The organism is Streptomyces sulfonofaciens (genome assembly GCF_014656295.1).
Taxonomy (GTDB): domain Bacteria; phylum Actinomycetota; class Actinomycetes; order Streptomycetales; family Streptomycetaceae; genus Streptomyces; species Streptomyces sulfonofaciens.
In genome coordinates this window covers 294532-319042 of sequence record NZ_BNCD01000002.1, presented here as the reverse complement: position 1 = coordinate 319042, position 24511 = coordinate 294532, and the positions used below count along the sequence as shown (strand labels likewise).

Annotated in this window: 24 protein-coding genes; 13 read left to right on the top strand and 11 right to left on the bottom strand. The window is 73.9% G+C overall.

The window, feature by feature from the left end; all coding sequences use genetic code 11:
* The first annotated feature begins 16 nt into the window (after window positions 1-16).
* Window positions 17-1063, top strand: a complete 1047-nt coding sequence (locus tag IE313_RS04380; RefSeq protein ID WP_189929548.1) for a LacI family DNA-binding transcriptional regulator — start codon at window positions 17-19, stop codon at window positions 1061-1063.
* Window positions 1064-1252: 189 nt separating this feature from the next.
* On the opposite strand, the gene IE313_RS04375 is transcribed toward IE313_RS04380, so the two are convergent.
* The 8 genes from IE313_RS04375 to IE313_RS04340 form a co-directional block, all read right to left on the bottom strand.
* Window positions 1253-2581 (bottom strand): DUF6986 family protein, encoded by a 1329-nt coding sequence (locus IE313_RS04375; RefSeq protein ID WP_189929547.1) that lies wholly within the window; start codon window positions 2579-2581, stop codon window positions 1253-1255.
* A 167-nt stretch (window positions 2582-2748) separates the two neighbouring features.
* Window positions 2749-3711 carry an electron transfer flavoprotein subunit alpha/FixB family protein gene (locus IE313_RS04370; protein WP_189929546.1) on the bottom strand — a complete coding sequence of 321 codons (963 nt, stop codon included), beginning with the start codon at window positions 3709-3711 and terminating at the stop codon, window positions 2749-2751.
* Window positions 3712-3786: 75 nt separating this feature from the next.
* The gene (locus IE313_RS04365; protein WP_189929545.1) at window positions 3787-4572 is read right to left on the bottom strand and encodes an electron transfer flavoprotein subunit beta/FixA family protein; all 786 of its coding nucleotides are present in this window, start codon (window positions 4570-4572) and stop codon (window positions 3787-3789) included.
* A gap of 249 nt (window positions 4573-4821) precedes the next feature.
* Complete coding sequence (locus IE313_RS04360) at window positions 4822-5337, bottom strand: flavin reductase family protein (protein WP_189929544.1); 516 nt, start codon at window positions 5335-5337, stop codon at window positions 4822-4824.
* Window positions 5338-5548: 211 nt separating this feature from the next.
* Complete coding sequence (locus tag IE313_RS04355) at window positions 5549-5902, bottom strand: TlpA family protein disulfide reductase (RefSeq protein WP_373316915.1); 354 nt, start codon at window positions 5900-5902, stop codon at window positions 5549-5551.
* 270 nt (window positions 5903-6172) lie between these two features.
* Window positions 6173-7243 (bottom strand): threonine aldolase family protein, encoded by a 1071-nt coding sequence (locus tag IE313_RS04350; RefSeq protein WP_189929543.1) that lies wholly within the window; start codon window positions 7241-7243, stop codon window positions 6173-6175.
* A complete protein-coding gene (locus tag IE313_RS04345) occupies window positions 7240-7989 on the bottom strand; it encodes an SDR family NAD(P)-dependent oxidoreductase (protein WP_189929542.1) in 750 nt (249 codons plus the stop codon). The genes IE313_RS04350 and IE313_RS04345 overlap by 4 nt, the downstream gene beginning before the upstream one ends.
* A gap of 26 nt (window positions 7990-8015) precedes the next feature.
* A complete protein-coding gene (locus tag IE313_RS04340) occupies window positions 8016-9425 on the bottom strand; it encodes a DUF6421 family protein (RefSeq protein WP_189929541.1) in 1410 nt (469 codons plus the stop codon).
* Between the two features lie 466 nt (window positions 9426-9891).
* Here IE313_RS04340 and IE313_RS04335 point away from each other — a divergent pair, with 466 nt between their 5' ends.
* Window positions 9892-10575 (top strand): glycerophosphodiester phosphodiesterase, encoded by a 684-nt coding sequence (locus IE313_RS04335; protein ID WP_189929540.1) that lies wholly within the window; start codon window positions 9892-9894, stop codon window positions 10573-10575.
* Between the two features lie 269 nt (window positions 10576-10844).
* Here IE313_RS04335 and IE313_RS04330 read toward each other — a convergent pair whose 3' ends face one another.
* Window positions 10845-11396, bottom strand: a complete 552-nt coding sequence (locus tag IE313_RS04330) for a GNAT family N-acetyltransferase (protein WP_189929539.1) — start codon at window positions 11394-11396, stop codon at window positions 10845-10847.
* A gap of 220 nt (window positions 11397-11616) precedes the next feature.
* Here IE313_RS04330 and IE313_RS04325 point away from each other — a divergent pair, with 220 nt between their 5' ends.
* From IE313_RS04325 to IE313_RS04305, 5 genes are all read left to right on the top strand, one after another.
* Window positions 11617-12003: a VOC family protein gene (locus IE313_RS04325; RefSeq protein WP_189929538.1), complete on the top strand. Its 387-nt coding sequence runs from the start codon at window positions 11617-11619 to the stop codon at window positions 12001-12003.
* Window positions 12004-12423: 420 nt separating this feature from the next.
* Window positions 12424-13002, top strand: coding sequence for a DUF5134 domain-containing protein (locus IE313_RS04320; RefSeq protein WP_189929537.1), 579 nt, complete (start codon window positions 12424-12426; stop codon window positions 13000-13002).
* A gap of 106 nt (window positions 13003-13108) precedes the next feature.
* Window positions 13109-14044: a M56 family metallopeptidase gene (locus tag IE313_RS04315; protein ID WP_189929536.1), complete on the top strand. Its 936-nt coding sequence runs from the start codon at window positions 13109-13111 to the stop codon at window positions 14042-14044.
* A gap of 376 nt (window positions 14045-14420) precedes the next feature.
* Complete coding sequence (locus IE313_RS04310) at window positions 14421-15149, top strand: HAD family hydrolase (protein WP_189929535.1); 729 nt, start codon at window positions 14421-14423, stop codon at window positions 15147-15149.
* A 168-nt stretch (window positions 15150-15317) separates the two neighbouring features.
* The gene (locus IE313_RS04305) at window positions 15318-16001 is read left to right on the top strand and encodes a TetR/AcrR family transcriptional regulator (RefSeq protein ID WP_189929534.1); all 684 of its coding nucleotides are present in this window, start codon (window positions 15318-15320) and stop codon (window positions 15999-16001) included.
* A 151-nt stretch (window positions 16002-16152) separates the two neighbouring features.
* Here IE313_RS04305 and IE313_RS04300 read toward each other — a convergent pair whose 3' ends face one another.
* Entirely contained in the window at window positions 16153-16506 is a 354-nt protein-coding gene (locus tag IE313_RS04300) for an ArsR/SmtB family transcription factor (protein WP_189929533.1), read from the bottom strand.
* 180 nt (window positions 16507-16686) lie between these two features.
* Here IE313_RS04300 and IE313_RS04295 point away from each other — a divergent pair, with 180 nt between their 5' ends.
* The 6 genes from IE313_RS04295 to IE313_RS04270 all read left to right on the top strand — a co-directional run bounded on the left by IE313_RS04295 (window position 16687) and on the right by IE313_RS04270 (window position 23203).
* The gene (locus IE313_RS04295) at window positions 16687-17766 is read left to right on the top strand and encodes an NADH:flavin oxidoreductase/NADH oxidase (RefSeq protein WP_189929532.1); all 1080 of its coding nucleotides are present in this window, start codon (window positions 16687-16689) and stop codon (window positions 17764-17766) included.
* A gap of 245 nt (window positions 17767-18011) precedes the next feature.
* Window positions 18012-18929 carry a homocysteine S-methyltransferase gene (gene mmuM / locus IE313_RS04290; protein WP_189929531.1) on the top strand — a complete coding sequence of 306 codons (918 nt, stop codon included), beginning with the start codon at window positions 18012-18014 and terminating at the stop codon, window positions 18927-18929.
* A 175-nt stretch (window positions 18930-19104) separates the two neighbouring features.
* Window positions 19105-20190 (top strand): WD40/YVTN/BNR-like repeat-containing protein, encoded by a 1086-nt coding sequence (locus tag IE313_RS04285; protein WP_189929530.1) that lies wholly within the window; start codon window positions 19105-19107, stop codon window positions 20188-20190.
* Window positions 20191-20305: 115 nt separating this feature from the next.
* Window positions 20306-20983, top strand: coding sequence for a uracil-DNA glycosylase (locus IE313_RS04280; protein ID WP_189929529.1), 678 nt, complete (start codon window positions 20306-20308; stop codon window positions 20981-20983).
* Window positions 20980-21999 (top strand): N-acetylglucosamine kinase, encoded by a 1020-nt coding sequence (locus tag IE313_RS04275; RefSeq protein WP_189929528.1) that lies wholly within the window; start codon window positions 20980-20982, stop codon window positions 21997-21999. Before IE313_RS04280 ends, IE313_RS04275 begins: the two co-directional genes overlap by 4 nt.
* Before the next feature lie 277 nt (window positions 22000-22276).
* Window positions 22277-23203 carry a sirohydrochlorin chelatase gene (locus tag IE313_RS04270; protein WP_189929527.1) on the top strand — a complete coding sequence of 309 codons (927 nt, stop codon included), beginning with the start codon at window positions 22277-22279 and terminating at the stop codon, window positions 23201-23203.
* A gap of 242 nt (window positions 23204-23445) precedes the next feature.
* Here IE313_RS04270 and IE313_RS04265 read toward each other — a convergent pair whose 3' ends face one another.
* Complete coding sequence (locus tag IE313_RS04265; protein WP_229924369.1) at window positions 23446-24483, bottom strand: lactonase family protein; 1038 nt, start codon at window positions 24481-24483, stop codon at window positions 23446-23448.
* Window positions 24484-24511: the final 28 nt, after the last annotated feature.

The window sequence follows — 24511 nt, the reverse complement described above, 5'->3', positions numbered from 1 at the left end:
GACAGGACAGATCACCGTGGGCGAGACCACCCGCAGAGCCGAGACCCGCTACGGCAACCGTCCGACGATGAAGGACGTAGCCGCACGGGCCGGAGTGGGCCTCAAGACGGTCTCCCGTGTGGTCAACGGCGAACCGGGCGTGACCGCGGACACCGAACGGCGCGTCCAGGAGGCCATCGACGCGCTGAACTTCCGGCGCAACGACTCGGCACGGGTGCTGCGCAAGGGACGCACCGCCAGCATCGGCCTGGTCCTGGAGGACCTCGCCGACCCGTTCTACGGACCGCTCAGCCGTGCCGTGGAGGAGGTCGCACGGGCCCATGGCGCCCTGCTGATCAACGGGTCGAGCGCCGAGGAACCGGAGCGTGAGCAGGAGCTCGCGCTCGCGCTGTGCGCCCGCCGGGTCGACGGACTGCTGGTCATCCCCGCCGGTGACGACCACCGCTATCTGGAGCCCGAGATGCGGGCGGGCGTCGCCACCGTCTTCGTGGACCGGCCCGCCGGGCGCATCGACGCGGACGCCGTGCTCTCGGACAGCTTCGGCGGCGCCAGGGACGGCGTGGCCCACCTGGTCGCTCAGGGGCACCGACGGATCGGCTTCATCGGCGACCAGCCCCGCATCCACACCGCGGCGGAGCGGCTGCGGGGCTACCGGGCCGCCATGGAGGACGCCGGCATCCCGATCGAGGACGCCTGGATGTCGCTCGGCCTCACCGACCCCGAGCGGGTCCGCCGGGCCGCCGAGGAGATGCTGTCGGGGCCGGACGCGGTCACCGCGGTCTTCGCGGGCAACAACCGGGTCACCGTCACGGTGGTGCGGGTGCTCTCCGGGCTCGCCGAACGCGGCCGCAGCGTCGCCCTCGTGGGCTTCGACGACTTCGAGCTCGCCGACCTGCTCCAGCCGGGGGTCACCGTCGTCGCCCAGGACGCGGCCCAGTTGGGCCGCACCGCGGCGGAGCGCCTGTTCAGCCGGCTCGACGGCCTCTCGCTCGACCCGGAGCGCATCGAGCTGCCGACGCGTCTGATCACCCGGGGTTCGGGCGAGATCCCGCCGGCGTTCTGACCACGTGTTCGGCCGCCCGTCCGTCAGGCGGGCGGGGTGGGCGCGGTGTCCGGGCCTGGTGGGGACGGCGCGTCGGCAGACGGGCGGGGACCAACTCCGGCGCACCCGGCGCGGGCCGGGCCGCGGGCCCGTCGTGGGCGGGGGCCCCGGTCCGGCCCCGACCGGCCCCGTCCGCCGACCGGTGCCGGGTCAGGCCGTCATGGGCCCGGGCGCCGCGGGTCCGGGCGCCGCGGGTCCGGGCGCCGCGGGTCCGGGCGCCGCGTACGCCTTGAGGTCGGCGCGGGTGAGTCCGGTGCGCCGGGCGACCTCGGCGGTGTCCAGGGCGCCGCAGTCGAGACCGCGGAGCAGATGGCCGGCGAGCGCCCGTGCCGTGGCGGGCTCGTCGAGCACGCCGCCGCCGGTCTGCTGGGCGTAGGCGACCAGCCGGCCGGCGGCCGGGGCGAAGCCTTCGCGGTAGAAGGCGAACACGGCGGCGTAGCGGGTGGGCAACTGGCCGGGGTGCATGTCCCAGCCCTGGTAGTAGGCACGGGCCAGGGCGCGGCGGGCGAGGCGGTAGTGCTGCCGCCAGGCGTCGTGCACGCGCGCGGTGGACCCGACGGGCAGCACGTTGCTGGAGCCGTCGCAGACGCGTACCCCGGTGCCGGCGGCCGCGACCTGCATCACGGCCTTGGCATGGTCGGCGGCCGGGTGGTCACCGGCCTGGTGGGCAGCGCTGACGCCGAGGGCGGCGCTGTAGTCGAAGGTGCCGTAGTGCAGTCCGGTGGCGCGGCCCCGGGCGGCCTCGATCATCCGGGCGACGGTGGCGGTGCCGTCGGCGGCGAGGATGGCCCGGCTGGTCTCGATCTGCACCTCGAAACCGATCCGCCCGGCCGGCAGCCCGTGCACCTCCTCGAAGGCGTCCAGGACCCTGGTGAAGGCGGCGACCTGCTCGGCGTAGCCCACCTTGGGCAGGGTCAGCACCAGGCCCGCGGGCAGCCCGCCCGCCGCCATCAGGCCGGTGAGGTAGATGTCGAGGGTGCGGATGCCGCGGTCGCGCACGGCGGCCTCCATGCCCTTGGTCCGGATGCCCGTGTAGGGGGCAGCGGTACCGTCGGCGGCCATCCGGGCGGTCAGCCGGGCAGCGCGGGCGGCCGCCTCGTCCTCCTCCGCGTCCGGGCGGGTGCCGTAGCCGTCCTCGAAGTCGATGCGGAGGTCTTCCACGGGTTCGCGCGCCAGCTTGGCGCGCACCCGGTCGTGGACGGGCTCCGCGAGGTCGTCGTGCAGACCGAGGACGGCGGCGAACGAGGCGGCGGTGGGCGCGTGTTCGTCGAGGGTGCGCAGGGCCTGCTCGCCCCAGGAGCGGGGGGTGTCCGCGGTGAGGGCGTCGGCGGGGACGTAGACGGTGTGGACCGGCTGGCGGGTCCCGGGGTCACCCGGGTAGCGGCGGGCCAGGTCCGCGTCGACGGGGGCGAGGAGGGTGCCGATGTCCGCACCGAGGCCCGCGGGGAGGGAGGTCGTCACGTTCTCCTGCGGGGCCATGGGGCGCCTCCTGCCGCTGGACGGTCCGCATACCGGATCAACAACCTGTTGAAGGAACGTAGTCGGCGGCGGTGATCCGCGTCAACGGCGGCAGAGCAGGTGCCGGGGCCGCGCGGTGGTGGTCTCCCGCTCGGCCCGGCCCGTCGCATCCCGGCCCGGGGGCCGTGTCAGCCCTTGCGGGTGGTGATCTCCTCGGTGAGCTGGGGGACGACCTGGAAGAGGTCGCCCACCACGCCGTAGTCCACGAGGTCGAAGATCGGGGCCTCGGCGTCCTTGTTGATCGCGACGATGGTCTTCGAGGTCTGCATGCCCGCCCGGTGCTGGATCGCGCCGGAGATGCCGGAGGCGATGTAGAGCTGCGGGGAGACCGACTTGCCGGTCTGGCCGACCTGGTGGGAGTGCGGGTACCAGCCGGCGTCGACGGCGGCCCGCGACGCGCCCACCGCGGCACCCAGGGAGTCGGCGAGCGCCTCGATGACCGAGAAGTTCTCCGACCCGTTCACCCCGCGGCCGCCGGAGACCACGATCGCGGCCTCGGTCAGCTCCGGGCGCCCGCTGGACTCGCGCGGGGTGCGCGAGACGACCTTGGTACCGGTGGCCGCGGCGCCGAAGGTCACGGCGAGCGGTTCGACGGCACCGGCGGCCGGCGCGGGCTCGACGGGTGCCGAGTTCGGCTTCACGGTGATGACGGGAGTGCCCCTGGTGATGCGGGACCTGGTGGTGAACGCCGCCGCGAAGACGGACTGGGTGGCGACCGGGCCCTCGTCGCCGCTCTCCAGGTCGATGGCGTCGGTGATGATGCCGGAGCCGACGCGCACCGCCAGGCGCGCGGCGATCTCCTTGGCCTCCGCGGAGGACGGCACCAGCACCGCGGCGGGCGTGACGGCCTCGTACGCGGCCTGCAGCGCGTCCACCTTCGGCACGACGAGGTAGTCGGCGAACTCGGGGGCCTCTGCGGTCAGGACCCGCACCGCGCCGTGCTCGGCGAGCACGGCGGCCGTGTCGCCGGCACCGGGGCCGAGCGCGACGGCGACCGGCTCGCCGATGCGGCGGGCCAGGGTCAGCAGTTCCAGGGTGGGCTTGCGGACGGCGCCGTCCACGTGGTCGACGTAGACGAGAACTTCAGCCATGGGATTGCTCTCCTGCGAGTACGAAGTGGCTCGGGCGGTGCGTGCGGCAGCGGGGCGCGGTGGCCGGGCCCGGCCTCAGATGAACTTCTGAGCGGCCAGGAACTCGGCCAGTTGCCTGCCGCCCTCGCCCTCGTCCTTGACGATCGTGCCGGCGGTGCGCGCGGGGCGCTGCTCGGCGGAGTCGACCTGCGTCCAGGCGCCCTTGAGGCCGACGTCGTCCCCGTCGATCTCCAGGTCCTCCAGGTCCAGGACCTCCACGGGCTTCTTCTTGGCGGCCATGATGCCCTTGAAGGAGGGGTAGCGGGCCTCGCCCGACTGGTCCGTCACCGACACCACCGCGGGCAGGGACGCCTCCAGTTGCTCGGAAGCGGCATCGCCGTCGCGGCGGCCCCGCACGGTGCCGTCCTCGACCGACACCTGCGACAGCAGAGTGACCTGCGGGACGCCCAGCCGCTCGGCGAGCATCGCGGGCAGCACGCCCATGGTGCCGTCGGTGGAGGCCATACCGCAGATCACCAGGTCGTACCCGGTGCGCTCGACGGCCTTCGCCAGCACCAGGGAGGTGCCCATGACATCGGTGCCGTGCAGGTCGTCGTCCGCCACGTGGACGGCCTTGTCGGCACCCATCGACAGCGCCTTGCGCAGCGCGTCCTTGGCGTCGTCGCCGCCGACGGTGAGCACGGTGATCTCGGCCTCGTCGGCCTCGTCGGCGATCTGCAGCGCCTGCTCCACCGCATACTCGTCCAGCTCCGACAGCAGCCCGTCGACATCGTCACGGTCGACGGTCAGGTCCTCGGCGAAGTGCCGGTCGCCGGTGGCGTCGGGCACGTACTTCACACAGACAACGATCCTCAAGCTCACGCCGGCTCTCCTACTGCGTCGTCAATCCTTCGGCTGCCTTCTGCAGGCAGCATAAGCGCCTGAAGCGGCAGATCCCGGTCGGGGCGACCGCGCCTCCGACCACGATATTACTCGCCAGTACATCCAAGGTGATTCCCCCTGAGCAAGCGCTTTGAACTGTGACGTTCGCAACGCTGCGTAGTCGAGGAGAGCCGTGACGCGGTGGGCGGTACCGCTGTTACGTCGGTGTTCGGCAGGTGCGCCCGTTGTTCAGTCGCGCAGCGTACGGAAGCCGCCCTCGTGGTACAGCAGCGGCCTGCCCCCGCCCGTGTGGTCGCCGGCGAGCGGCTCGGCGAGGACGATGTGGTGGTCGCCCGCGGGCACCCGGCCGGCGATCCGGCAGACCAGCCAGGCCGGCACGTCCGCGAGCACGGGCACGCCCTCGGGGCCCGCGCTCCACCGGGTGGGCGAGGCGAACCGGTCGGCACCGCTGCGCGCGAAGGTGGCGGCGAGCTCTCGCTGGTCCTCGCCCAGTATGTGCACGCCGACGTACTCGGCCGTGGAGATCACCGGCCAGCAGGAGGCGATCATGCTGATCCCGAAGGATATGAGCGGGGGCTCGGCGGAGACGGAGGTCAGCGAGGTGGCGGTGAAGCCGACCGGGCTCTCCCCCTGAGCGGTGATCACGGCGACCCCGGCCGCGTGGCGGCGGAAGACGGCACGGAGCAGGTCGGGTGCGTCGAGGGGGGTGCGCCGGGGCGTACCGAGATCGGACGAGGCCGTCATGGAGATGTCCTTCTGCCTGGGCGGGAGATGGCCGGATCCTTGGCTGCTCAGCCGGCCGGACAGCGGGCGCTTGCAGTGCGGGCGAGGTCCACGTGGACCCGCGCGTGCAGGTGGAGTTCTCTGGGCATGCGCTCAGGCTGTCGACCGGTCGTCGGTTCGGTCAAGTCCCCACGGGTGGCGGGCGATGGCGCGGGTGCGGCGGTGCGCTCGTTCACCGGACGCCCGCCGCGGGACCCACGGCGTCTGCGAGCGCCGCGATCACATCGGCACGGCGCGGCTGGCCCGCGGCACGGCGCACCACGCGGCCGGTGGCGTCGAGCACCAGGACGGTGGGCGTCCTGCGGATGTCCAGGGCACGGACCAGGGCGAGGTGCCCCTCGGCGTCCAGGTCGACGTGGGCGACACCGGGCACCATGGCGGCGACGTCGGCGAGCACGCGCCTGGTCGCCGCACAGGGGCGGCAGAAGGCGGAGGAGAACTGCACGAGGGTGGCCCGCTCCCCGGGCGCGCACCCCAGCTCTGCCGCGCCCAGCCGCTGTGCGTCGTCGTCTCCGCGCACGCCCACTCCCGCTCTCCCTCCGCTCGCCACCGGCGCACAGTGCAGCGCTCGGCGGCCGCCGAAGATTCCCGGCGGGGCGGAATCCCGCCGCCGTGCGGGCGGACCGCGGCCCACCGCCGGCCGCGGACCCCACGGGGGACCCTGCGCCGTGCAGGGCAGGGCTCGCCGCCAGGAACCCGGCTCGCCGCGGATCCGGCGCGGGCCCCCGGCTGCCGGCTGCGCCTCACGGTCCCGGTCCGTCGGCCCCGCGGCCCGGTCAGCCGGCCGCGGGGGTGGTCAGCGGGCCATCTCCTCCTTGAGTGCCGCCACGAACGCGTCGACGTCCTCCTCCGTGGTGTCGAAGGCGCACATCCAGCGCACGTCGCCCGCGGCCTCGTCCCAGAAGTAGAACCGGTAGCGCTTCTGCAGGCGCTCGCTCACGTCGTGCGGAAGCCTGGCGAAGACGGCGTTGGCCTGGACGGGATGGAGGATCTCGACGCCGTGCACCGTGCGCACTCCTTCGGCGAGCCGCTGGGCCATGGCGTTGGCGTGCCGGGCGTTGCGCAGCCACAGGTCCCTGGCGAGCAGCGCCTCGAGCTGGACGGAGACGAAGCGCATCTTGGAGGCCAGTTGCATCGACAGTTTGCGCAGGTGCTTCATGTGGCGCACCGCGTCCTGGTTGAGGACGACGACGGCCTCGCCGAACAGGGCGCCGTTCTTGGTGCCGCCGAACGAGAGGATGTCCACACCGGCGGCATTGGTGAAGGCCCGCATCGGCACGTCGAGCGCGGCCGCGGCGTTGGCGATGCGCGCTCCGTCCATGTGTACCAGCAGGCCAAGCTGGTGGGCGTGGTCGCAGACGGCCCTGATCTCCGCCGGGGTGTAGACGGTGCCCAGCTCGGTGTTCTGGGTGATCGAGACGACCTGGGGCATCGCGCGGTGCTCGTCGTCGAAGCCGAAGGCCTGCCGGTCGATCAGCTCGGGTGTCAGCTTGCCGTCCGGGGTGGGGACGGTGAGCAGCTTCAGTCCCGCGACGTGTTCGGGGGCGCCGCACTCGTCGGTGTGCACATGGGCCGTCTCGGCGCAGATGACGGCGCCCCAGCGGTCGGTGACCGCCTGGAGGGCGATGACGTTGGCGCCGGTGCCGTTGAAGACCGGGAACGCCTCGGCGGTGGCGCCGAAGTGGCTGCGGACGACCTGCTGGAGGTGGGTGGTGTAGTCGTCCTCGCCGTAGGAGATCTGGTGCCCGCCGTTGGCGACGGCGAGCGCGGCCAGCACCTCCGGGTGCGCGCCGGCGTAGTTGTCGCTGGCGAATCCGCGTATGTCCGGATCGTGCCTGCGCCGGGCATCGGTCCTGGGAGGGTTCACGGCTTCTCGGTCAGCCACAGGCGTTGTCCGTTCACTTCCGGGGCGGGCCTCTCCCAGATCCCGGCGATGGCGTCTGCCAGCTCCTTGACGTCGGTGAAGCCCGCGAACTTGGCTTGCGGCCGCTCGGCCCGCATCGCGTCGTGCACGAGTGCCTTCACCACCAGGATGGCAGCCGCTGCCCGCGGACCCTGCTCGCCCCCCGCCTTGCGGAAGTCGTCGGCGAGCGCCAGCGTCCATGCCTCGGCCGCGGCCTTCGCCGCGGCGTACGCGGCGTTGCCCGCGGTCGGCCTGCTCGCGCCCGCCGCGCTGACCAGGACGTAGCGACCGCGGTCGCTGCGGCGGAGCGGGCCGTTGAAGGCCAGCGAGGTCTGCTGGACGGTGCGGACCAGCAGCTTCTCCAGAAGGTCCCAGTCCGCGAGGTCGGTGGCCGCGAAGGTGGCGCTGCCGCGCCAGCCGCCGACCAGGTGGACGAGACCGTCGACGTGCCCGAAGTCCTTCTCGATCCGCTCCGCCCACTTCCGGGTGGCGGCGGGGTCGAGCAGGTCGACCGTGTCACCGGTGACGGTGGCGCCGCCGCGCACGGACTCCGCGGCGTCGACCGCCTCCGCCAGGCGCTCGGGATCGGCGTCGGCGCCCGCGACGACGGCGCCCGCCTCCGCGAGCCTGAGCAGCGCGGCCCGTCCCGCGGGTCCCGCCGCGCCCGCAACCGCGATCACCGCGCCGTCGAGTGGCCCGTTGCCGTCCATCGTCCTCACCTCCGGCCCCTGGCGGCTCACGCGGCCCTGCCCCGCACGGGCCCTGCCGCGTCCGCCGCCGTGATTCCCCTGGTCGAGGCGATCACCTTCCTGAGCTTCTTGGCAAGCGCCTCGTAGAACATGCTCAGGGGAAACTCGTCCGCGAGCACGTCGTCGACGAGCTTCCTCGGCGGCTGGCTCAGGTCGAGCGCCTCGGGGCCCCTGGCCCAGCGCGAGCCCGGGTGCGGGGCCAGGTAGCGGGACACCAGCTCGTAGCCGGCGAACCAGTGGACCAGCTTGGGGCGGTCGATGCCGTCCCGGTAGAGCCGCTCGATCTCGGCGCACAGCTCCTTGGTGACCTCCGGGGCCCGCTCCCAGTCGATCCTGAGGGTGTTGTCGGTCCAGCGCACCACGTCGTGCTGGTGCAGGTAGGCGAAGAGCAACTGGCCGCCGAGCCCGTCGTAGTTGCGGACCCGCTGGCCGGTGACGGGGAAGCGGAACATCCTGTCGAAGAGGACCGCGTACTGCACGTCGCGGCCCTGGGGGACGCCGTCGGCCTCCAGCGCTGTGGCCTCCCGGAAGGCGGTCAGATCGCAGCGCAGCTCCTCCAGGCCGTACATCCAGAACGGCTGGCGCTGCTTGATCATGAAGGGGTCGAAGGGCAGGTCGCCGTGGCTGTGGGTGCGGTCGTGGATCATGTCCCACAGCACGAAGGCCTGCTGGCAGCGGTCCTGATCGCCGATCATCTCGCGGATGTCGTCCGGCAGCCGCACCCCGAGGACGTCCACGGCCGCCTCGACCACGGTGCGGAAGCGGGCCGCCTCGCGGTCGCAGAAGATGCCGCCCCAGCCGAACCGCTCCGGCGCCTCGCGCACCGCGATGGTCTCCGGGAAGAGCACGGCGGAGTTGGTGTCGTAGCCGGCGGTGAAGTCCTCGAAGGTGATGCCGCAGAAAGCGGGGTTGTCGTAGCGCGTCCGCTCCAGCTCGGCGAGCCAGTCGGGCCACACCATGCGCACCACGACCGCTTCGAGGTTCCGGTCGGGATTGCCGTTCTGCGTGTACATGGGGAAGACGACGAGGTGCTGCAGCCCGTCCTCGCGCCGCGCCGCGGGCTGGAAGGCGAGCAGCGCATCGAGGAAGTCCGGAACCTGGAAACCGCCGTCGGCCCACCGGCGCAGATCGGTGACGAGGGCCTCGTGGTAGGCGGCGTCGTGCGGCAGGAGGGGCGCCAGGCGCTCGATGGCCGAGATGACGCGCCGGACGGCTTCCCGGGCGGCGGCCGGCGTGGGCGCGCCCTCGGCGTCGAAGTCGATGGAGCCGTCGGCGGACTGCCAGGGCCTGATGTCCTCCACGGCCTTCTTCAACAGCGGCCAGGCGGGATGCTCGACCACCCGCATTGCCGAAGGAATCCCCTCTGCCTCGCGAGCCCGCGCCAGCATTTCCGTCATGACCCCTCCTCCACAGGAGAACCTCTCGTCACACCACCGTATGCAGCCAGGGCCACTCCCCACAAGTCGGCCTCGGTAAATCATCCGGCGATCAGACGCTACAACGCATGTTTTTCCTGTTGCATAAATGTTTCACGGATACTTCTACGGAAAGGATGGGGGCGTTGGCTTGATGTCACCCAGGCGTCCCACCCTTCCGCCGCCCGTGCGTCAACCTGCCCGGGACACGCCCACGCGCGGGTGAAGCGATGTGCGTGTGGGAGGGGCGTGCAGGCCCCTGGAAAGGCCGTGCGGCCGGACTTCGGCCACTCCCGTTCGAGCGGTTCCCTCTCCCAGGGGGGCCATTAGGCTGCCAGCCTGGCCGCGTGGGCACGCTTCCCCTTCCCCCTGCTCCCAGCGCCACTCCGAGCCGGGGCCCCCGAACACCACGCGGGAGCCGAACCGTCTCGACGGAAGCGAGTGAACCTTGAACTTCCTCACCATCGGTCATCGCGGAGTCATGGGTGTCGCCCCCGAGAACACCCTGCGCTCCTTCATCGCCGCGCAGCACGCCGGCCTCGACGTCATCGAACTCGATCTCCACCTGAGCAAGGACGGCGCACTGGTCGTCATGCACGACGCGGAGGTGGACCGTACGACCGACGGCAAAGGGCGGATCGCCGAGAAGACGCTGGACGAGCTGCGCGCGCTGGACGCCGGCGGCGGCGAGCGCGTCCCGGTCTTCGAGGAGGTGCTGGACGCCGTCACCGCACCGCTCCAGGCCGAGATCAAGGACATCACCGCGGCCCGGGCGCTCGCCGAGGTGATGGTCCGGCGCGACCTGTGCGCACGGGTGGAGGTGCTGTCGTTCCAGGACGGCGCGCTCACCGAGATCAGACGCCTGGTCCCCGGCGTACGGACGACGCTCGTGGCCGACCACTACGGGACGGACGTGGTGGGCCGTGCGACGGCCGTCGGCGCCACCGCGCTGGCGCTGGACATCCGTCGGCTCACCCTGGAGGTCGTCGAGGAGGCCAGGAAGGCGGGGCTGAAGGTCTACGGCTGGGTCGTCAACACCCAGGAGCACCTGCGGCTGGTGCGCGCCCTGGAGCTGGACGGCGCGACCACCGACTACCCGGAGATCAAGCGCACCGCCCGCTTCACCGCCTGAACCGCCACCGCCCGCAGCGCCACCAGCGGTGCCTCCACCATCCGCACCGCCGACATCCGCACCGCCACCGCCTGCGCCGCCACCCGGTCGAGCGCCGCCCGCCCGACGGCCCGGCCCCGGGGGCGGCGCCCGGGTCCCGGGGCCGGCGTGAGGGGCTGACCAACGGCTCGCGGCTCGGCCGGAGACCACCGCGGTCACGGCGGTCACCGGCGGCACGTGCCCGCAACGGCGCCTTGCCCGGCGCGCGCACCGTGCCCGGCTCGCCCCGCTCAGACCAGCGGCTTGACCAGCAGTTCGAACTCCAGGTCCGGCCGCTGCGGGATCCCGAACCGCTCGTCACCGTAAGGGAAGGGGGTCGTCCTGCCCGTACGGCGGTAACCGCGCCGCTCGTACCAGGCGATCAGGTCCTCGCGGACCGAGATGACCGTCATCTGCATCTCCCGCGTGCCCCAGTCGGCCCGCGCGGTGCGCTCCGCCTCGGCGATGACCGTCTTGCCCAGGCCCGCGCCCTGAAGTTCCGGACGGACCGCGAACATGCCGAAGTAGGCGCGCTCACCACGGCGTTCCAGTTGGCAGCAGGCCACGATCACACCGTCCCGCTGCACCGCGATCAACCGGCTGCCGGGGTCCTCGATGACCTCCAGCACGCCCTGCGGGTCGGTGCGCTGCCCCTCCAGGATGTCGGCCTCCGTGGTCCAGCCCGTCCGGCTGGACTCCCCACGGTAGGCCGACTCGATGAGCGCCACCAGCGCGTCGACGTCGCTGCCGAGCGCGTCCCGGAAGACGAGCTCGCCGGGGGCGGGGGACGGTGCGGTTGCCATGGGGGGTTCTCCGATCTTCGCTGCTTCTCGCTGCTCTTCGCTGCTCTGCTGAGGCCCGGTGCCCGGTGCCCGGTACCTGCGGCGCGCGGAGGTGCGCGGTACGGCCCTCGGCGGGGCGGGGCGCGGAAGTGCCTTGCGCGCCGGGTCGGGCGCCGCATCCGGCTCCTGCACGGCCCGAGTGAGACTAACCCGGCGCCTTCGCGGCCCGTAAGGTCGGCCCATGGTGCACGTACTGAGCAGCAGGACCCTCCTCAGTCCTACCGACCCCGAGCGCTCCCGCGCCTTCTACGGTGAGCAGCTGGGCCTTGAGGTCTACCGCGAGTTCGGCACGGGCCCGGAGCGCGGCACCGTCTACTTCCTCGGCGGCGGTTTCCTGGAGCTGTCGGGCCGCTCCGAGCACCCGCCGTCGCCGGCCCTGCGGTTGTGGCTCCAGGTGGCGGACGCCGCGGCGGCCCACGACGAGCTCAGGGCACGCGGCGTCGAGATCCTTCGCGCGCCCCGGCAGGAGCCCTGGGGACTCGTCGAGATGTGGATCACGGACCCGGACGGCTGCAGGATCGTCCTCGTGGAAGTGCCCGGGGACCATCCCTTGCGGTACCGCCCCTGAGACCATCTCCCGCGCCGTCGCCCCTGAGACGCCGCCGGGCGGTTCCCGGGCACGGACGTCCGCGCCCGGTCGGGCTGAAGCCCTGCCCGGCTCCGTCCGCCACCCCTGCGTCGGCGTGCGCCCGCGGCGTGCTCGCGCGTACGCGTACGCGCGAGCACGCCGCGGGCGCACGCGAGGCGGATACGGGTGCGCACGTTTCTCGTACACGCCCGCATACACGTACGCGGGCGCGTGCGCCGGTGCGGGCCGCCGGTGCGCGTGCTGCGCGTCCGAGGTGGCCGCCGTCCGCCCGGCGGTGGACGCGGTGGCGATGTGCGGCGCACTCCCTCGGTGTCCTGCTCCCCCCGCACCTCCGTGCGCTCGGTTGTGCCGCCGGCCGCACGGGCATCGCTCCTGCGGACGGGGTCGAGGGGGTGCGCCGTGCACGGACCGGTGTCAGCGGCATGGCTCGTCGTGGCGGTGTGCGCGGGCAGCGGTGCCTACTGCCTGCTGCGGATGCGCAGCGCGGTACCGGGGCAGCGCCACACCGCGGGCGGGGACGCCCTGATGGGCCTGGGCATGGCGGCCATGGCCGTGCCCGCGGCCGTGCTGACGCCGCCGCGCCAGGCATGGCTCGCGTGCGCGGCCGTCTTCGCCGCCGCCGCCCTGCACGCGGCCTGGTCGGCCCGGCGCGACCACCGCCACCTGCACCATCTGATCGGCTCCTGCGCGATGGTCTACATGTCGGCGGTGATGGCCTCGATGCCGCCGATGCCGGACGCGCACACCGGCCACGGCGGCGCCGGCACACCCGCGCTGACCGGGCCGCTGCTGCTGTACTTCGCCGGGTACGCGCTGTGGGCCGGCGTCCGGCTGCTGCCCGCCGCGGCACCGGTCGCGGCGGTGCCGGTACGCGCCGGCAGCACTCCCGCACCGGCCTGGACGGACCGCCCCGAGCTGGCACGTGCCTGCCGGCTCTGTATGAGCGTGGGCATGCTGGCGATGCTGCTCGCGATGTGACGTCCGCGGCGGCCGGCACGGTGACTGGCGCGCCGGTGATCGTGGCGTACGTCACTTGCCCGGGCATCCCGTATCGCGGCGGGTCCCCCGCTCATAGGCTGACTTCATGATGGTCCCCGTGGCATTGCTGCTGCTCGGCGCGCTGATCGCCATCGTCGGACCGCGGTTGCTCGCCCGGGCCGACTGGCCGGAGCGCGAGCCCGTCGTGGCCCTGTGGGCCTGGCAGTGCGTGGTGGCCGCGGTCCTGCTGTGCTGTGTGCTCTCGATGACGCTGAGCGCGTCGGTCGCGTGGCAGGAGGTGCGGGGCCCGGTGTTCGCGCCCGCACCGCCCCCGGTCGTCGAGGCGTACGCCCTTAAGGCTTCCCGTCCCTGGGCTGCGGCGGTGGCGGTGCTGCTGGCCTGCGGCGGGCTGTGGACCGCGGCGATGCTGGTCCGTGAGGTCGGCCGGGCCCGGGCGAACAGGCGTCGCCGGGGGGCCGAACTCCTCGTGCGCGCACCTGCGCTGCCGGGTGAGGAGCCGGGTGCAGAGCGTCTGGTGGTGCTGGAGGGCGAGCGTCCCGATGCCTGGTGGCTGCCCGGCACCCCGCCCCGGCTCGTCGTCACCACGGCAGCGCTGCGGCGCCTGAAGGGGCGCCAGCTCGACGCGGTCGTCGCCCACGAGCAGGGCCACGCACAGGCGCGGCACGACTGGCTGCTGCACTGCTCGGGGGCGTTGGCGGAAGGGTTCCCGCAGGTCCCGGTGTTCGCCGCGTTCCGCAGGGAGATGCACCGGCTGGTCGAGCTGGCCGCGGACGACACCGCGTCCCGCCGCTTCGGCCGGCTCACGACCGCGCTGGCCCTGGTCGAGCTCAACGAGGACCGGGGGGTCTTCGGCCCCGGCGCCGTCCCCGAAGCCCACCTCCCCCAGCGGGTGCACCGCCTGCTGACGCCGCAGTCCCGCCTCCCCGCCGCCCACCGTCTGCGGCTCACCGCGGTCGCGGCACTGGTTCCGGTCGTACCCCTGCTGGTGGCGCTCTGGCCGGGGCTGCAGGCCCTGCGGTAGTCCTGCGGGGACTGCGGGCGTGCGGCAGCGGGCGCACGAGGGCTCGGCCGGGTGCCGTACGGCGGGAGTACACCGCAGGGGCCCCTCGGACCGGACGTCATCCCCTTGCCGCCCCGGCCACGCCTTCCCCGGCACCCACCAGGCCCGGACACCGTGCTGTCCGGATGCCGGGCCCGGCGTCCGGACAGCAGTGTGCGCCCAGCACCGCACGGGCGGCACCGGGGCGCCCGGCCGGGCGGGCCGGGACCCCCCGCACCGGCTCCCCGCAGCCGCTCCCGGTGTCCGAAGCCACCGAGGCCGCTCACACCACTCGCGATCACTCACTATCGCGCGTGGCCCCCTTGACCCGTGCCCCCGGGTGCCAAAGGATCTTGGCATGGTCACAGGCGTGCTGTTCGACTTCTCCGGGACCCTCTTCCGCGTCGAGCCGGTCGAGAGCTGGCTGCGCGCGGTGCTCGACGCCTGCGGGGTGCGCATGTCCGGGGCGGAGGTCCAGCGGACGGCGGCGGCGCTCGCGGCGGCCGGCGCGCTGCCCGGCGGCTCCACACCCCAGCGGGTGCCGGACGAACTGGCCGGCGCCTGGGCCGCCCGGGACAGCACCGCGGCCCTGCACCGCACGGCGTACACCGGCCTGTCCCGCCAGGTTCGGCTGCCGGACCCGGGCCTGCACGACGCCCTGTACGACCGCCACAAGACCCCCGAGGCCTGGCAGCCCTACCCGGACACCGCGCCGGTGCTCGCCGAGCTGCACGCGCGCGGGGTGGCGGTGGGCGTGGTCAGCAACATCGGCTGGGACCTGCGCCCGGTCTTCAGCGCACACGGACTCGCCCCGTACGTCGACGCGTACGTGCTGTCGTACGAGTACGGCATCCAGAAGCCCGACGCCCGCATCTTCGCCCTCGCCTGCAAGGAGTTGGGGCTGGCGCCCGAGGAGGTGCTGATGGTCGGGGACGACCGAGGGGCGGACGGCGGAGCGGCCGGGATCGGGTGCGGGGTCTTCTTCGTGGACCACCTGCCCCGGAGCGAGCGACCGGACGGCCTGCGGCCGGTCCTGAAGCTGGCCGGGGACGGAACCGGACGGCAGTCGGACACCCGCAGCCCCTGAGGCATATGCTTTCGGCATACCGCAGACCGGAATAAAGCCGTCTGCATGGACGATCCCCCGCGTCGCCCATGCAGACGGCAGCCTCGCACACCTGTCCCCCGAGAACGGCCCGGTGGCGCGACGTACTGAGTATATTGGCTGTGAGCCAGTCAACGCAGGAGTTACAGGATGTCCCCTCGAAGCGCATCGGTCAATGAAGAGTTGCGCCGGCGCTCGCGGGAGCGACTTCTGCAGGCTGCCGTGGAGTTGGTGAGCGAGCGCGGATACGACTCCACGACCCTGGCGGGAATCGCCGACCGTGCGGGGTCGGCGCGCGGCCTGGTCTCCTACTACTTCCCCGGCAAGCGCCAGCTCGTGCAGTCGGCGGTGCACCGGCTGATGCACCGCACCCTGGAGTCCGCCCTGGAGCGCGAGCCGCGCACCGACGACGGCCGGGAGCGGATGGCGCGGGCCATCGACGCGATCCTGGGCCTGGCCCAGGACCGTCCCGTGCTGATGCGCACGCACATGGCGGGCATCCTCCAGGCCGAGGGCTTCGTGCAGTGCCCGGAGCAGCAGAGGCTGGCCGAGCTGCTGCGCGAGACGGTCCAGCGGTACGGATCCGACACGGTGGACAGCGACTACCCGATGCTGAGGGCGCTGCTCATGGGCGCCGTCTTCGCGGCGCTCGTGCCGGGCGCCCCGATGCCGCTGCCGATGCTGCGCACCGAGTTGTTCCGGCGCTACCGGCTCGACTGGGAGCTCGGCTCACCGCCGAAGGAGCGGGCCCCCGGCGGTGCGGCCGCCGACGAGCCCGCGGACTTCTCCGCGTTCTTCGACCCGTGCCCGGCACCCGAGGAGCAGCCGGGCTGACCGGACGCCCGCGCCGCGCCCACCCGGATCCGCGCCCAGGAGGCGGACGGCCGGGGTGGCCGGAACCTCCGGGCGTGAGACCGCGCGCGCCAGGCGCCCGCGGGGCGCATACCGCGCCGACGAGTCGGCGGGCGCACCGGCCGACGGAGGGTCAGACATGCTCCAGGCGGTCCGCCTGGAGCCGGGCGGCGCCGAGCACGCTGTCCAGCAGGCCGGGGAAGAGGGCGTCCAGGTCGGCCCTGCGCAGGGCGTTCATCTTGGCGGTGCCGCGGTAGGCCTGCTGCACGACTCCGGACTCACGCAGCACACGGAAGTGGTGCGTCGTCGTGGACTTGGTGACGGGCAGGTCGAAGTACGAGCAGGGCAGCTCGCCGTCAGCGGCCGCCAGGTCGAGGACCACACTGAGCCGTACGGGGTCCGACAGCGCGTGCAGCACCGCCTCCAGGCGGACGGCGTCCCGGGCGGGGTGGGCGAGCGTGCGGCTGCCGAGGGCTGCGGTGGTCACGGCGGCTCCACTTCGTCGGGGGTGGACGGCGAACGCCGCTCCTCGACGGTCGCCCGGGCGCTCATTGTACGAGAGTCCTCGTAGTTTGACATGCGCCGTACTACGAGAGGTATCGTACATCGCGCTCCGGAGCCGTCCGGGGCCGTCCTTTCCTCCGTCCCGCGATCCGAGGAGTCCGCCGTGAGCGCCCTGTTCGAGCCCTGCACGTTGCGTTCGCTGACCGTTGCCAACCGCGTCTGGATGTCGCCCATGTGCCAGTACAGCGCCGCCGCCGAAGGACCGGAGCAGGGGGTGCCCACGGACTGGCACTTCCAGCACCTGGCGGCGCGGGCAGTCGGCGGTGCGGGCCTGATCTTCACCGAGGCGACCGCCGTCAGCCCCGAGGGCCGCATCAGCCCCTACGACCTGGGGCTGTGGAACGACGCCCAGACCGAGGCGTTCAAGCGGATCACCGCCTTCCTGAAGGACCAGGGCACGGTGCCCGCGATCCAACTCGCCCACGCGGGCCGCAAGGCCGCGACCGACGCACCCTGGAACGGCGGTGCGCCGCTCGGCCCGGACGAAGGCGGCTGGCAGCCGGTGGCGCCGAGTCCGCTGGCGTTCGACGAGGGGCACCCGGTGCCCACGGAACTGACCGCCGAGCGGATACGGGAGGTCACCGAACAGTTCGCCGCGGCCGCCCGGCGCGCCCTGGACGCCGGCTTCGAGGTCGTCGAGGTGCACGGGGCGCACGGCTACCTGGTCAACGAGTTCCTCTCGCCGTACTCCAACCACCGCACCGACGAGTACGGCGGCTCCTTCGAGAACAGGGCGCGCTTCGCGCTCGAGGTCGTGGACGCCGTGCGGGCCGTGTGGCCGAAGGACAAGCCGCTGTTCTTCCGGATCTCCGCCACCGACTGGCTGGAGGAGGGCGGTTGGACGGACGACGACACGGTCCGCCTCTCGGCCCTGCTCAAGGAGCACGGCGTGGACGTCCTGGACGTGTCGACCGGCGGCAACGTACCGGGCGCCCGCATTCCGGTCGGCCCCGGCTACCAGGTGCCCTTCGCGGCCCGGGTCAGGAACGAGGCCGGCCTGGCGGTCGCCGCGGTCGGAATGATCACTGACGCCGACCAGGCGGAGAAGATCGTCTCCGGCGGCGAGGCGGACGCGGTGCTGCTCGGCCGCGAACTGCTGCGCGATCCGTACTGGCCCCGGCACGCGGCCGAGGCACTCGGCGCCTCCGCGCACGTGCCCGACCAGTACCTGCGCTCCGTCTAGGCCGGGCCCCCGCGGCCTCCTCGTCGTCGGCGGTGGCGTCGTCCGCGGCGATTGCGTCGTCGTCCGCGAGCGATGGGGACGGCCGCGGACCGCGCGGAGGACCGGCCGGGTGGACCCCGCGGCCGCGCGGGCAGCCCTCCGGTGCGGCCGCGCACAGCGGCCGACCGCGAGGCGACCGGGGGCGGGGCCCCTCGCCGGCCGTCCGCGCCCTTCCCACCGTGCGGCGTTCGGCTAGCGTCGGTGGTGTGGACGGTGCAGGGACATTCGCAAACGCGCTCGCCGAAGGTGCTCTCGTGCTCGACGGCGGCCTGTCGAACCAGTTGGAGCACACGGGGCACGACCTGGGCGACGCCCTCTGGTCGGCAAGGCTGCTCGCGGATCGGCCCGAGGCGATCACGGCGGCCCACCGCGCGTACGCCGACGCGGGCGCCGACGTCGTGATCACGGCCAGCTACCAGGCCACCTTCGAGGGTTTCGGGCGCCGTGGCATCGACCGCGGCCGCGCCGCCGAGCTGCTGCGGCTGAGCGTGCGGCTGGCGCGGGACGCGGCCGGGGACGGGGACGGGGCACGGCGACCGCGCTGGGTGGCGGCCTCCGCGGGCCCGTACGGGGCGATGCTCGCCGACGGCTCCGAGTACCGCGGCCGCTACGGACTCGGCGTGCGGGAACTGGAGCGCTTCCATCGGCCCCGGCTGGAAGTGCTGGCCGAGGCGGCACCCGACGTGTTCGCCCTGGAGACGGTTCCGGACGTCGACGAGGCGCGGGCGCTGCTGCGTGCCGTACGCGGGCTCGGGGTCCCCGCCTGGCTGTCGTACAGCATCGCCGGGGGCGGCACACGGGCCGGGCAGCCGTTGGAGGAGGCCTTCGCGGTGGCGGCCGACGCGGAGGAGGTGGTGGCGGTCGGGGTGAACTGCTGCTCGCCCGAGGACGCCGACGCGGCGGTGCCCGTCGCGGCCCGCGTCACGGGAAAGCCTGTCGTGGTCTACCCGAACAGCGGTGAGCGCTGGGACCCGGCGGCCCGCGCCTGGCGGGGGCCGGCACTCTTCGCGCCGGGCCGGGCCGGCACCTGGCGCGACGCGGGCGCCCGGCTGATCGGCGGGTGCTGCCGGGTGGGGCCCGGTGCTATCGCGCAGGTGGCCGCCGAACTGGCCGGAACACCATGACGGCCAACCAGGCCCCCGGGCCCGTCCGGTCCCCTCCCCCGGCCGGGCCGACCCCTGTGACCTGCGGCTGCACGGTCGGCCCCGGGAGGCCGGCGCGCGTCACGGGGTAACTGTCAGTGGTGCGGTGCAGACTGTGCCGTGAGCTGAGACAGACGCATCCCCGGAGGTGGCCCAGATGACCGAGGTCCTGCTCGCGGTAGGCACCAGGAAAGGGCTCTTCGTCGCCCGCAGACGCGCCGGCACCTGGGAGTTCGACGAGGCCCCGTACTTCACCGCGCAGGCGGTCCACTCGGTCGCGATCGACACCCGGGGCCCGGTCCCCCGTCTGCTGGCCGGCGGCGACAGCTCGCACTGGGGCCCTTCCGTCTTCCACTCCGACGACCTCGGCAGGACGTGGACGGAGCCCGCGCGGCCCGCCGTCGCGTTCCCCGAGGACACCGGGGCGTCCCTGGAGCGGGTCTGGCAACTGCACCCGGCCGCCGCCGAGCCCGACGTGGTGTACGCGGGCACCGAACCCGCCGCGCTGTACCGCTCGGAGGACCGGGGCGAGACGTTCGAGCTGGTCCGTCCGCTGTGGGAGCACCCGACCCGCGGGCGGTGGACGCCCGGAGGCGGCGGCGAGGGCCTGCACACCGTGGTCACCGACCCCCGCGACCCCCGGTCGGTGACCGTGGCCGTCTCCGCCGCCGGCGTCTTCCGCACCCACGACGGCGGTGCGAGCTGGGCCCCGTCGAACAAGGGCGTCTCCGCGGTCTTCCTGCCGGACCCGAATCCGGAGTTCGGCCAGTGCGTCCACAAGATCGCCCAGGACGCGGGCGACCCGGACCGCCTCTACCTTCAGAACCACTGGGGCGTCTACCGCAGCGACGACGCGGGCGCCCGGTGGACCGACATCGGCGAGGGCCTGCCGTCCACGTTCGGCTTCGCCGTGGCCGCCCACCCGCACCGCCCCGGCACCGCCTACCTCTTCCCGATCAACGCCGACTCGGACCGCGTGCCGGCCGGGCGCCGCTGCCGGGTGCACCGCACCACCGACGCGGGCGGCACCTGGGAGCCCCTCTCCGCCGGCCTCCCCGAGGAGCAGCACTACGGCACCGTGCTCAGGGACGCCATGTGCACGGACGACTCCGACCCGGCCGGCGTGTACTTCGGCAACCGCAACGGCGAGGTGTACGCATCGGCCGACGACGGTGACAACTGGCGGCTGCTGGCCTCCCACCTGCCGGACGTGCTGTGCGTACGGGCTGCGGTGATCGGCTGACGGAGTGCCGTGCAGGCGGGCCCCGACGGGTTCCGGCGGTTGTCCCGGCCGACAAGTGCGGGCGCGCGGCCGCGAATTGATCGTATGCCGGGGCGCGGCAGTAGAGTGACGCTCCGTGGCACCACGACCCTTGCATGAAATCGTCGAAGAAGGCTGGGCGAAGGCTCTCGAACCAGTGGCGGGCCGGATCGCCGCCATGGGCGAGTTCCTGCGGGCGGAGATCGCCGCGGGACGCACCTATCTGCCTGCCGGGCAGCATGTCCTGCGGGCCTTCCAGCAGCCCTTCGACGACGTACGCGTCCTCATCGTCGGCCAGGACCCCTATCCCACCCCGGGTCATGCCGTAGGTCTCTCCTTCTCCGTCGCTCCCCAGGTCAGACCGCTGCCCGGCAGCCTGATCAACATCTTCCGGGAGCTCGGCACCGACCTCGGCATGCCCCAGCCGACCAGCGGCGACCTCACCCCCTGGACGGAGCAGGGCGTCCTGCTGCTCAACAGATCCCTGACGACCGCGCCCCGGCGCCCCGGCGCCCACCGGGGCAAGGGCTGGGAGGAGGTCACCGAGCAGGCCATCCGGGCGCTCGCGGGCCGCGGCAAGCCGCTGGTGTCGATCCTGTGGGGCCGCGACGCGCGCAATGCCCGCCCGCTCCTCGGCCCGCTGCCCGCAGTGGAGTCGGCCCATCCGTCACCGATGTCGGCCGACCGCGGTTTCTTCGGCTCGAAGCCGTTCAGCCGCACCAACGACCTGCTCATCGGCCAGGGCGCGGGCCCGGTGGACTGGCGGCTGCCGTGAGCGAGCCGGGCCGCCCGGCCGGGCCCGGCGCCGCGGACGCGGTGCTGGGCGTCGACTCGGGCGGCTCGGGCCTGCGTGCCGTACTCGCCACCCGACCCGGCGATGCCGCCGCGCCGCTCGCCTCGCGCACCCCGGTCCGCACCGGCCCCGGTGGCATCGACCCCGAGCACCTGATGCAGCAGTTGGTGCCGATGGTGCGGGAACTCATGGCGCGGGCGGGGGCCGAAGGGCTGGCGGCGGTCGCGGTCGGCGCCGCCGGAATGGCCACCCTCGGCGATGCGCTGCGAGCCGAGCTGCCCGCCGCGCTGGAGAGGGAGTTCGGCACCCGGAGGGTGGCGCTCGCCGCCGACGCCGTGACCGCGTACACCGGCGCCCTGGGTCCGCGCCCGGGTGCGGTGGTCGCCGCGGGCACCGGTCTGATCGCGCTCGGCACGGACCTGGTCGGCTGGCGCCGCGTCGACGGCTGGGGGCATCTGCTCGGCGACTGCGGTTCCGGGGCGTGGATCGGCCGCGCCGGTCTGGAGGCGGCATTGCGCGCGTTCGACGGCCGCCGGGGCGGCTCCCCGGCACTGCTGGAGCGCGCCCAGCGCGTGTTCGGGCCGGCGTCCGCCCTGCCCGGGCAGCTCTACCCCCGTTCCGACCGCCCCGCCGTGCTCGCCTCGTTCGCTCCCGAGGTGGCGGGCGCGGCCGGCACAGGCACCGGCGATGGGGTGGCGGCGGACATCCTGCGCGCGGCCGCCCGGCATATCGCCGAGGCCGCCGCGGCCGCCTGTCCGGCAACCGGCGCCCGCGACGTGGCCCTTACCGGTGGCCTCCTCCAGCTCGGCGAACCCCTGCTCGCCCCGCTCCGCGCAGAACTGGCCGCCCAGTTGCCCGACGCCCGCCAGGTCCCCGCGGCCGGCGACCCGCTCTCCGGCGCCGTCCGCATCGCCGTCGATCTGGCGCAGGACCGGCTCACGCTGCCCAGGGACGGCCGCATGCTGTACGTCGCACCGCAGGACACCCAGGCGCGGTGAGGTCCCGCGCTCGGCCACCCGTGCCGCGGGCCGCAACCCGGGGCGGCTCCCGGGCACCGGACGGCGGCACCCCGGAGGACGACAGGACGACTGCTTCACGGCTCCCCGCAGCCTTCGCGGAGGAAAGCGGATATAGCCCCCGTCACCCGTGGTTTCCCGTCCGCCCCGTCTTGATGTGCTCCGGGACCAACCCGCCGCACGGACAAAAACGGATATAAACCGCTCACCCACCCCTCCCCGAACAGAGATGCCCGGGAAACCAGTAGCATGCGGCGCCATGAGCTCCCCCACTGGGCCCGCTTCCGCCCTGCCTGTACGAATGCCGCCTCCCCGCCGGTCGGGGCGACACCGCCGTCCGGAGCCCGTCGTGGCTCCCGAGGGTGCACCCGCGCTCGTCCTCGCGGTGCCGGGGACACCCGGCGTGGACACCCGCAACCTCGCCGAGGAGATCGTGAGCATCGCGCGCTCCGAACTGCCCGGCCTGGACGGCCGCATCGGCTATCTGGACGGGGCGGGTGACGACCCGGAGTTCCCGGGCCTCGCCACCGTGCTCGCCCGGACCGTGGAGGAGCGCACGGCCCGCTACGAGCAGGCCAGGGCCGCCGGTTCCGACGTGCGCGAGCCCGAAGGCCCGGCCGCCGTGGTGGTGCCGCTGCTCGCGGGCCCCCACCCGGTGCTGCTCGACCGCATCCGCCAGGAGGTGGCGGCCAGCGGCGCACCGGCCGAGCTGACCGATGTGCTCGGCCCGCATCCGCTGCTCGCCGAGGCCCTGCACGTGCGCCTCTCCGAGGCCGGCCTCTCGCGTGCCGACCGGGCCCGGCTGTTCACCGTGGCCACCGCGGCGGACGGCATTATCCTCGCGTCCGTGGGCGGCGCCGAGGCCGTGCAGGCCGCGGGCATCACGGGCATGCTGCTGGCCGCACGGCTCGCCGTGCCGGTGATGGCCGCCGCTCTGGACGACGAGGGCGCCATCTCGGCCACCGCGGAGGAGCTGCGTTCGGCCGGTTCGGCTCAGTTGGCGCTCGCGCCGTACCTCATCGGTCCGGAGGTCGACCGCGCACTGCTGGACGCCGCGGCCAAGGAGGCGGGCTGCTCGGCGGCCGAGCCCCTGGGCGCGTACCCGGCGGTCGGCAAGCTGGCGTTGTCGCAGTACGCCTCGGTGATGGGCATCAAGCTGACACAGGAGGGCGTTCCGGGCCGCTGACCTGGGACGCACCGCCCGCTGTCGCACGGCCGTGCAGAGGGCCCGCTCCTGGGAGCGGGCCCTCTGGCGTGCAGCGGCCGTGCGCACCGCGCCGCCGGTGGACCGGCCACCGGCCGCACTCGGCGGGGCGCTGCGCAGCGGCCGCAACCGGCCTGCGTACGCCGCGGCGGCCGCAGCACGTCGCACCGGCCGTGTCAGGGCGTGTCCTGACGCATCGGACGTGCCCTACCCGCGCCGGGACGTCAGTCGAGGATCACGCAGGAGGCGGCGGGGGCCTCGATGGCGCCCGCCCGGGCCGGGATGCCGGTGTCCGCGTCGATCGTGAACCAGGTGACGTCCCCGGACCGTTCGTTCGCCGCGTACAGGTACCGGCCCGTGGGGTCGAGGGCCAGGTCGCGGGGCCAGCGGCCGCCGCAGGGCACGGTGGCGGTGACGGCGAAGCGGTCGCCGGCGGCGTCGAGCGCCAGTACCGAGATCACGTCCTCGCCGCGGGTGGCCGTCCAGGCGAACCGCCCGTCCGGCGCGACGACGATCTCGGACGGATAGGCGTCGCCGTCCGGCACGGAGGTGAGCACCGGGATCTCGGGCCCCGCCTGCAGCACGCCCTCCGCGGCGTTCCAGCGGCACACGGTCACCGTAGGGGCGAGTTCGTTGAGCACGTAGGCGCGGTGGCCGCGGGGGTGGAAGGCGAGGTGGCGGGGGCCGGAGCCGGGCCGCAGCGCCGTCTCGTGGTGCAGCTTGAGGTCGTTCACCGGGTCCAGCGTGCAGACGCGCACCGAGTCGGTACCGAGGTCGACGCTCACCGCCCAGCGGCCGCTCGGGTCGGCGAGCACCTGGTGGGCGTGCGGGCCCTGCTGGCGCTGCGGGTGCGGGCCGGAGCCCTCGTGCAGCAGGACGGACGCGAGCGCGCCGAGTCCCCCGTCGGGCCGCACCGGCACCGCGCTCACGCTGCCCGAGCCGTAGTTGGCGCTCAGCAGGTGCCCCGCGTAGCCGGCCAGGTGGGTGGGGCCGTCGCCGCCGACGGGCACCGGCGCACCGGCGGGCCTGAGGCCGTCGGCGGTCACGTGGAACGCGGCGAGCGCGCCGTTGTTCGTCTCGCTCACCGCGTAGAGGGTCTCGCCCGTGGGCGAGAGTGCGAGGTAGGACGGGTCGGGGACCGCGTCGGTGGCGCTCAGCACGGTCAGAGCACCGCTGTCCGGTTCCACGGCGGCCGTGAGCACGCCCCTGCCGCCGGCCGCGGTGAACGATCCGACATACGCCCGACTGCCGCCCTTGCCCACTTGCGTCCCCTCTCGGCTCCGTCCTGGT

What these genes read in the sequence shown, in the direction of transcription:
- IE313_RS04285 (WP_189929530.1), top strand. Translation starts at nt 19,105, where the DNA reads ATGACCGAGGTCCTGCTCGCGGTAGGCACCAGGAAAGGGCTCTTCGTC.
- IE313_RS04330 (WP_189929539.1), bottom strand. Translation starts at nt 11,396, where the DNA reads ATGGCAACCGCACCGTCCCCCGCCCCCGGCGAGCTCGTCTTCCGGGAC.
- IE313_RS04375 (WP_189929547.1), bottom strand. Translation starts at nt 2,581, where the DNA reads ATGGCCCCGCAGGAGAACGTGACGACCTCCCTCCCCGCGGGCCTCGGT.
- IE313_RS04310 (WP_189929535.1), top strand. Translation starts at nt 14,421, where the DNA reads ATGGTCACAGGCGTGCTGTTCGACTTCTCCGGGACCCTCTTCCGCGTC.
- IE313_RS04270 (WP_189929527.1), top strand. Translation starts at nt 22,277, where the DNA reads ATGAGCTCCCCCACTGGGCCCGCTTCCGCCCTGCCTGTACGAATGCCG.
- IE313_RS04360 (WP_189929544.1), bottom strand. Translation starts at nt 5,337, where the DNA reads ATGACGGCCTCGTCCGATCTCGGTACGCCCCGGCGCACCCCCCTCGAC.
- IE313_RS04325 (WP_189929538.1), top strand. Translation starts at nt 11,617, where the DNA reads ATGGTGCACGTACTGAGCAGCAGGACCCTCCTCAGTCCTACCGACCCC.
- IE313_RS04345 (WP_189929542.1), bottom strand. Translation starts at nt 7,989, where the DNA reads ATGGACGGCAACGGGCCACTCGACGGCGCGGTGATCGCGGTTGCGGGC.
- IE313_RS04315 (WP_189929536.1), top strand. Translation starts at nt 13,109, where the DNA reads ATGATGGTCCCCGTGGCATTGCTGCTGCTCGGCGCGCTGATCGCCATC.
- IE313_RS04305 (WP_189929534.1), top strand. Translation starts at nt 15,318, where the DNA reads ATGTCCCCTCGAAGCGCATCGGTCAATGAAGAGTTGCGCCGGCGCTCG.
- IE313_RS04370 (WP_189929546.1), bottom strand. Translation starts at nt 3,711, where the DNA reads ATGGCTGAAGTTCTCGTCTACGTCGACCACGTGGACGGCGCCGTCCGC.
- IE313_RS04340 (WP_189929541.1), bottom strand. Translation starts at nt 9,425, where the DNA reads ATGACGGAAATGCTGGCGCGGGCTCGCGAGGCAGAGGGGATTCCTTCG.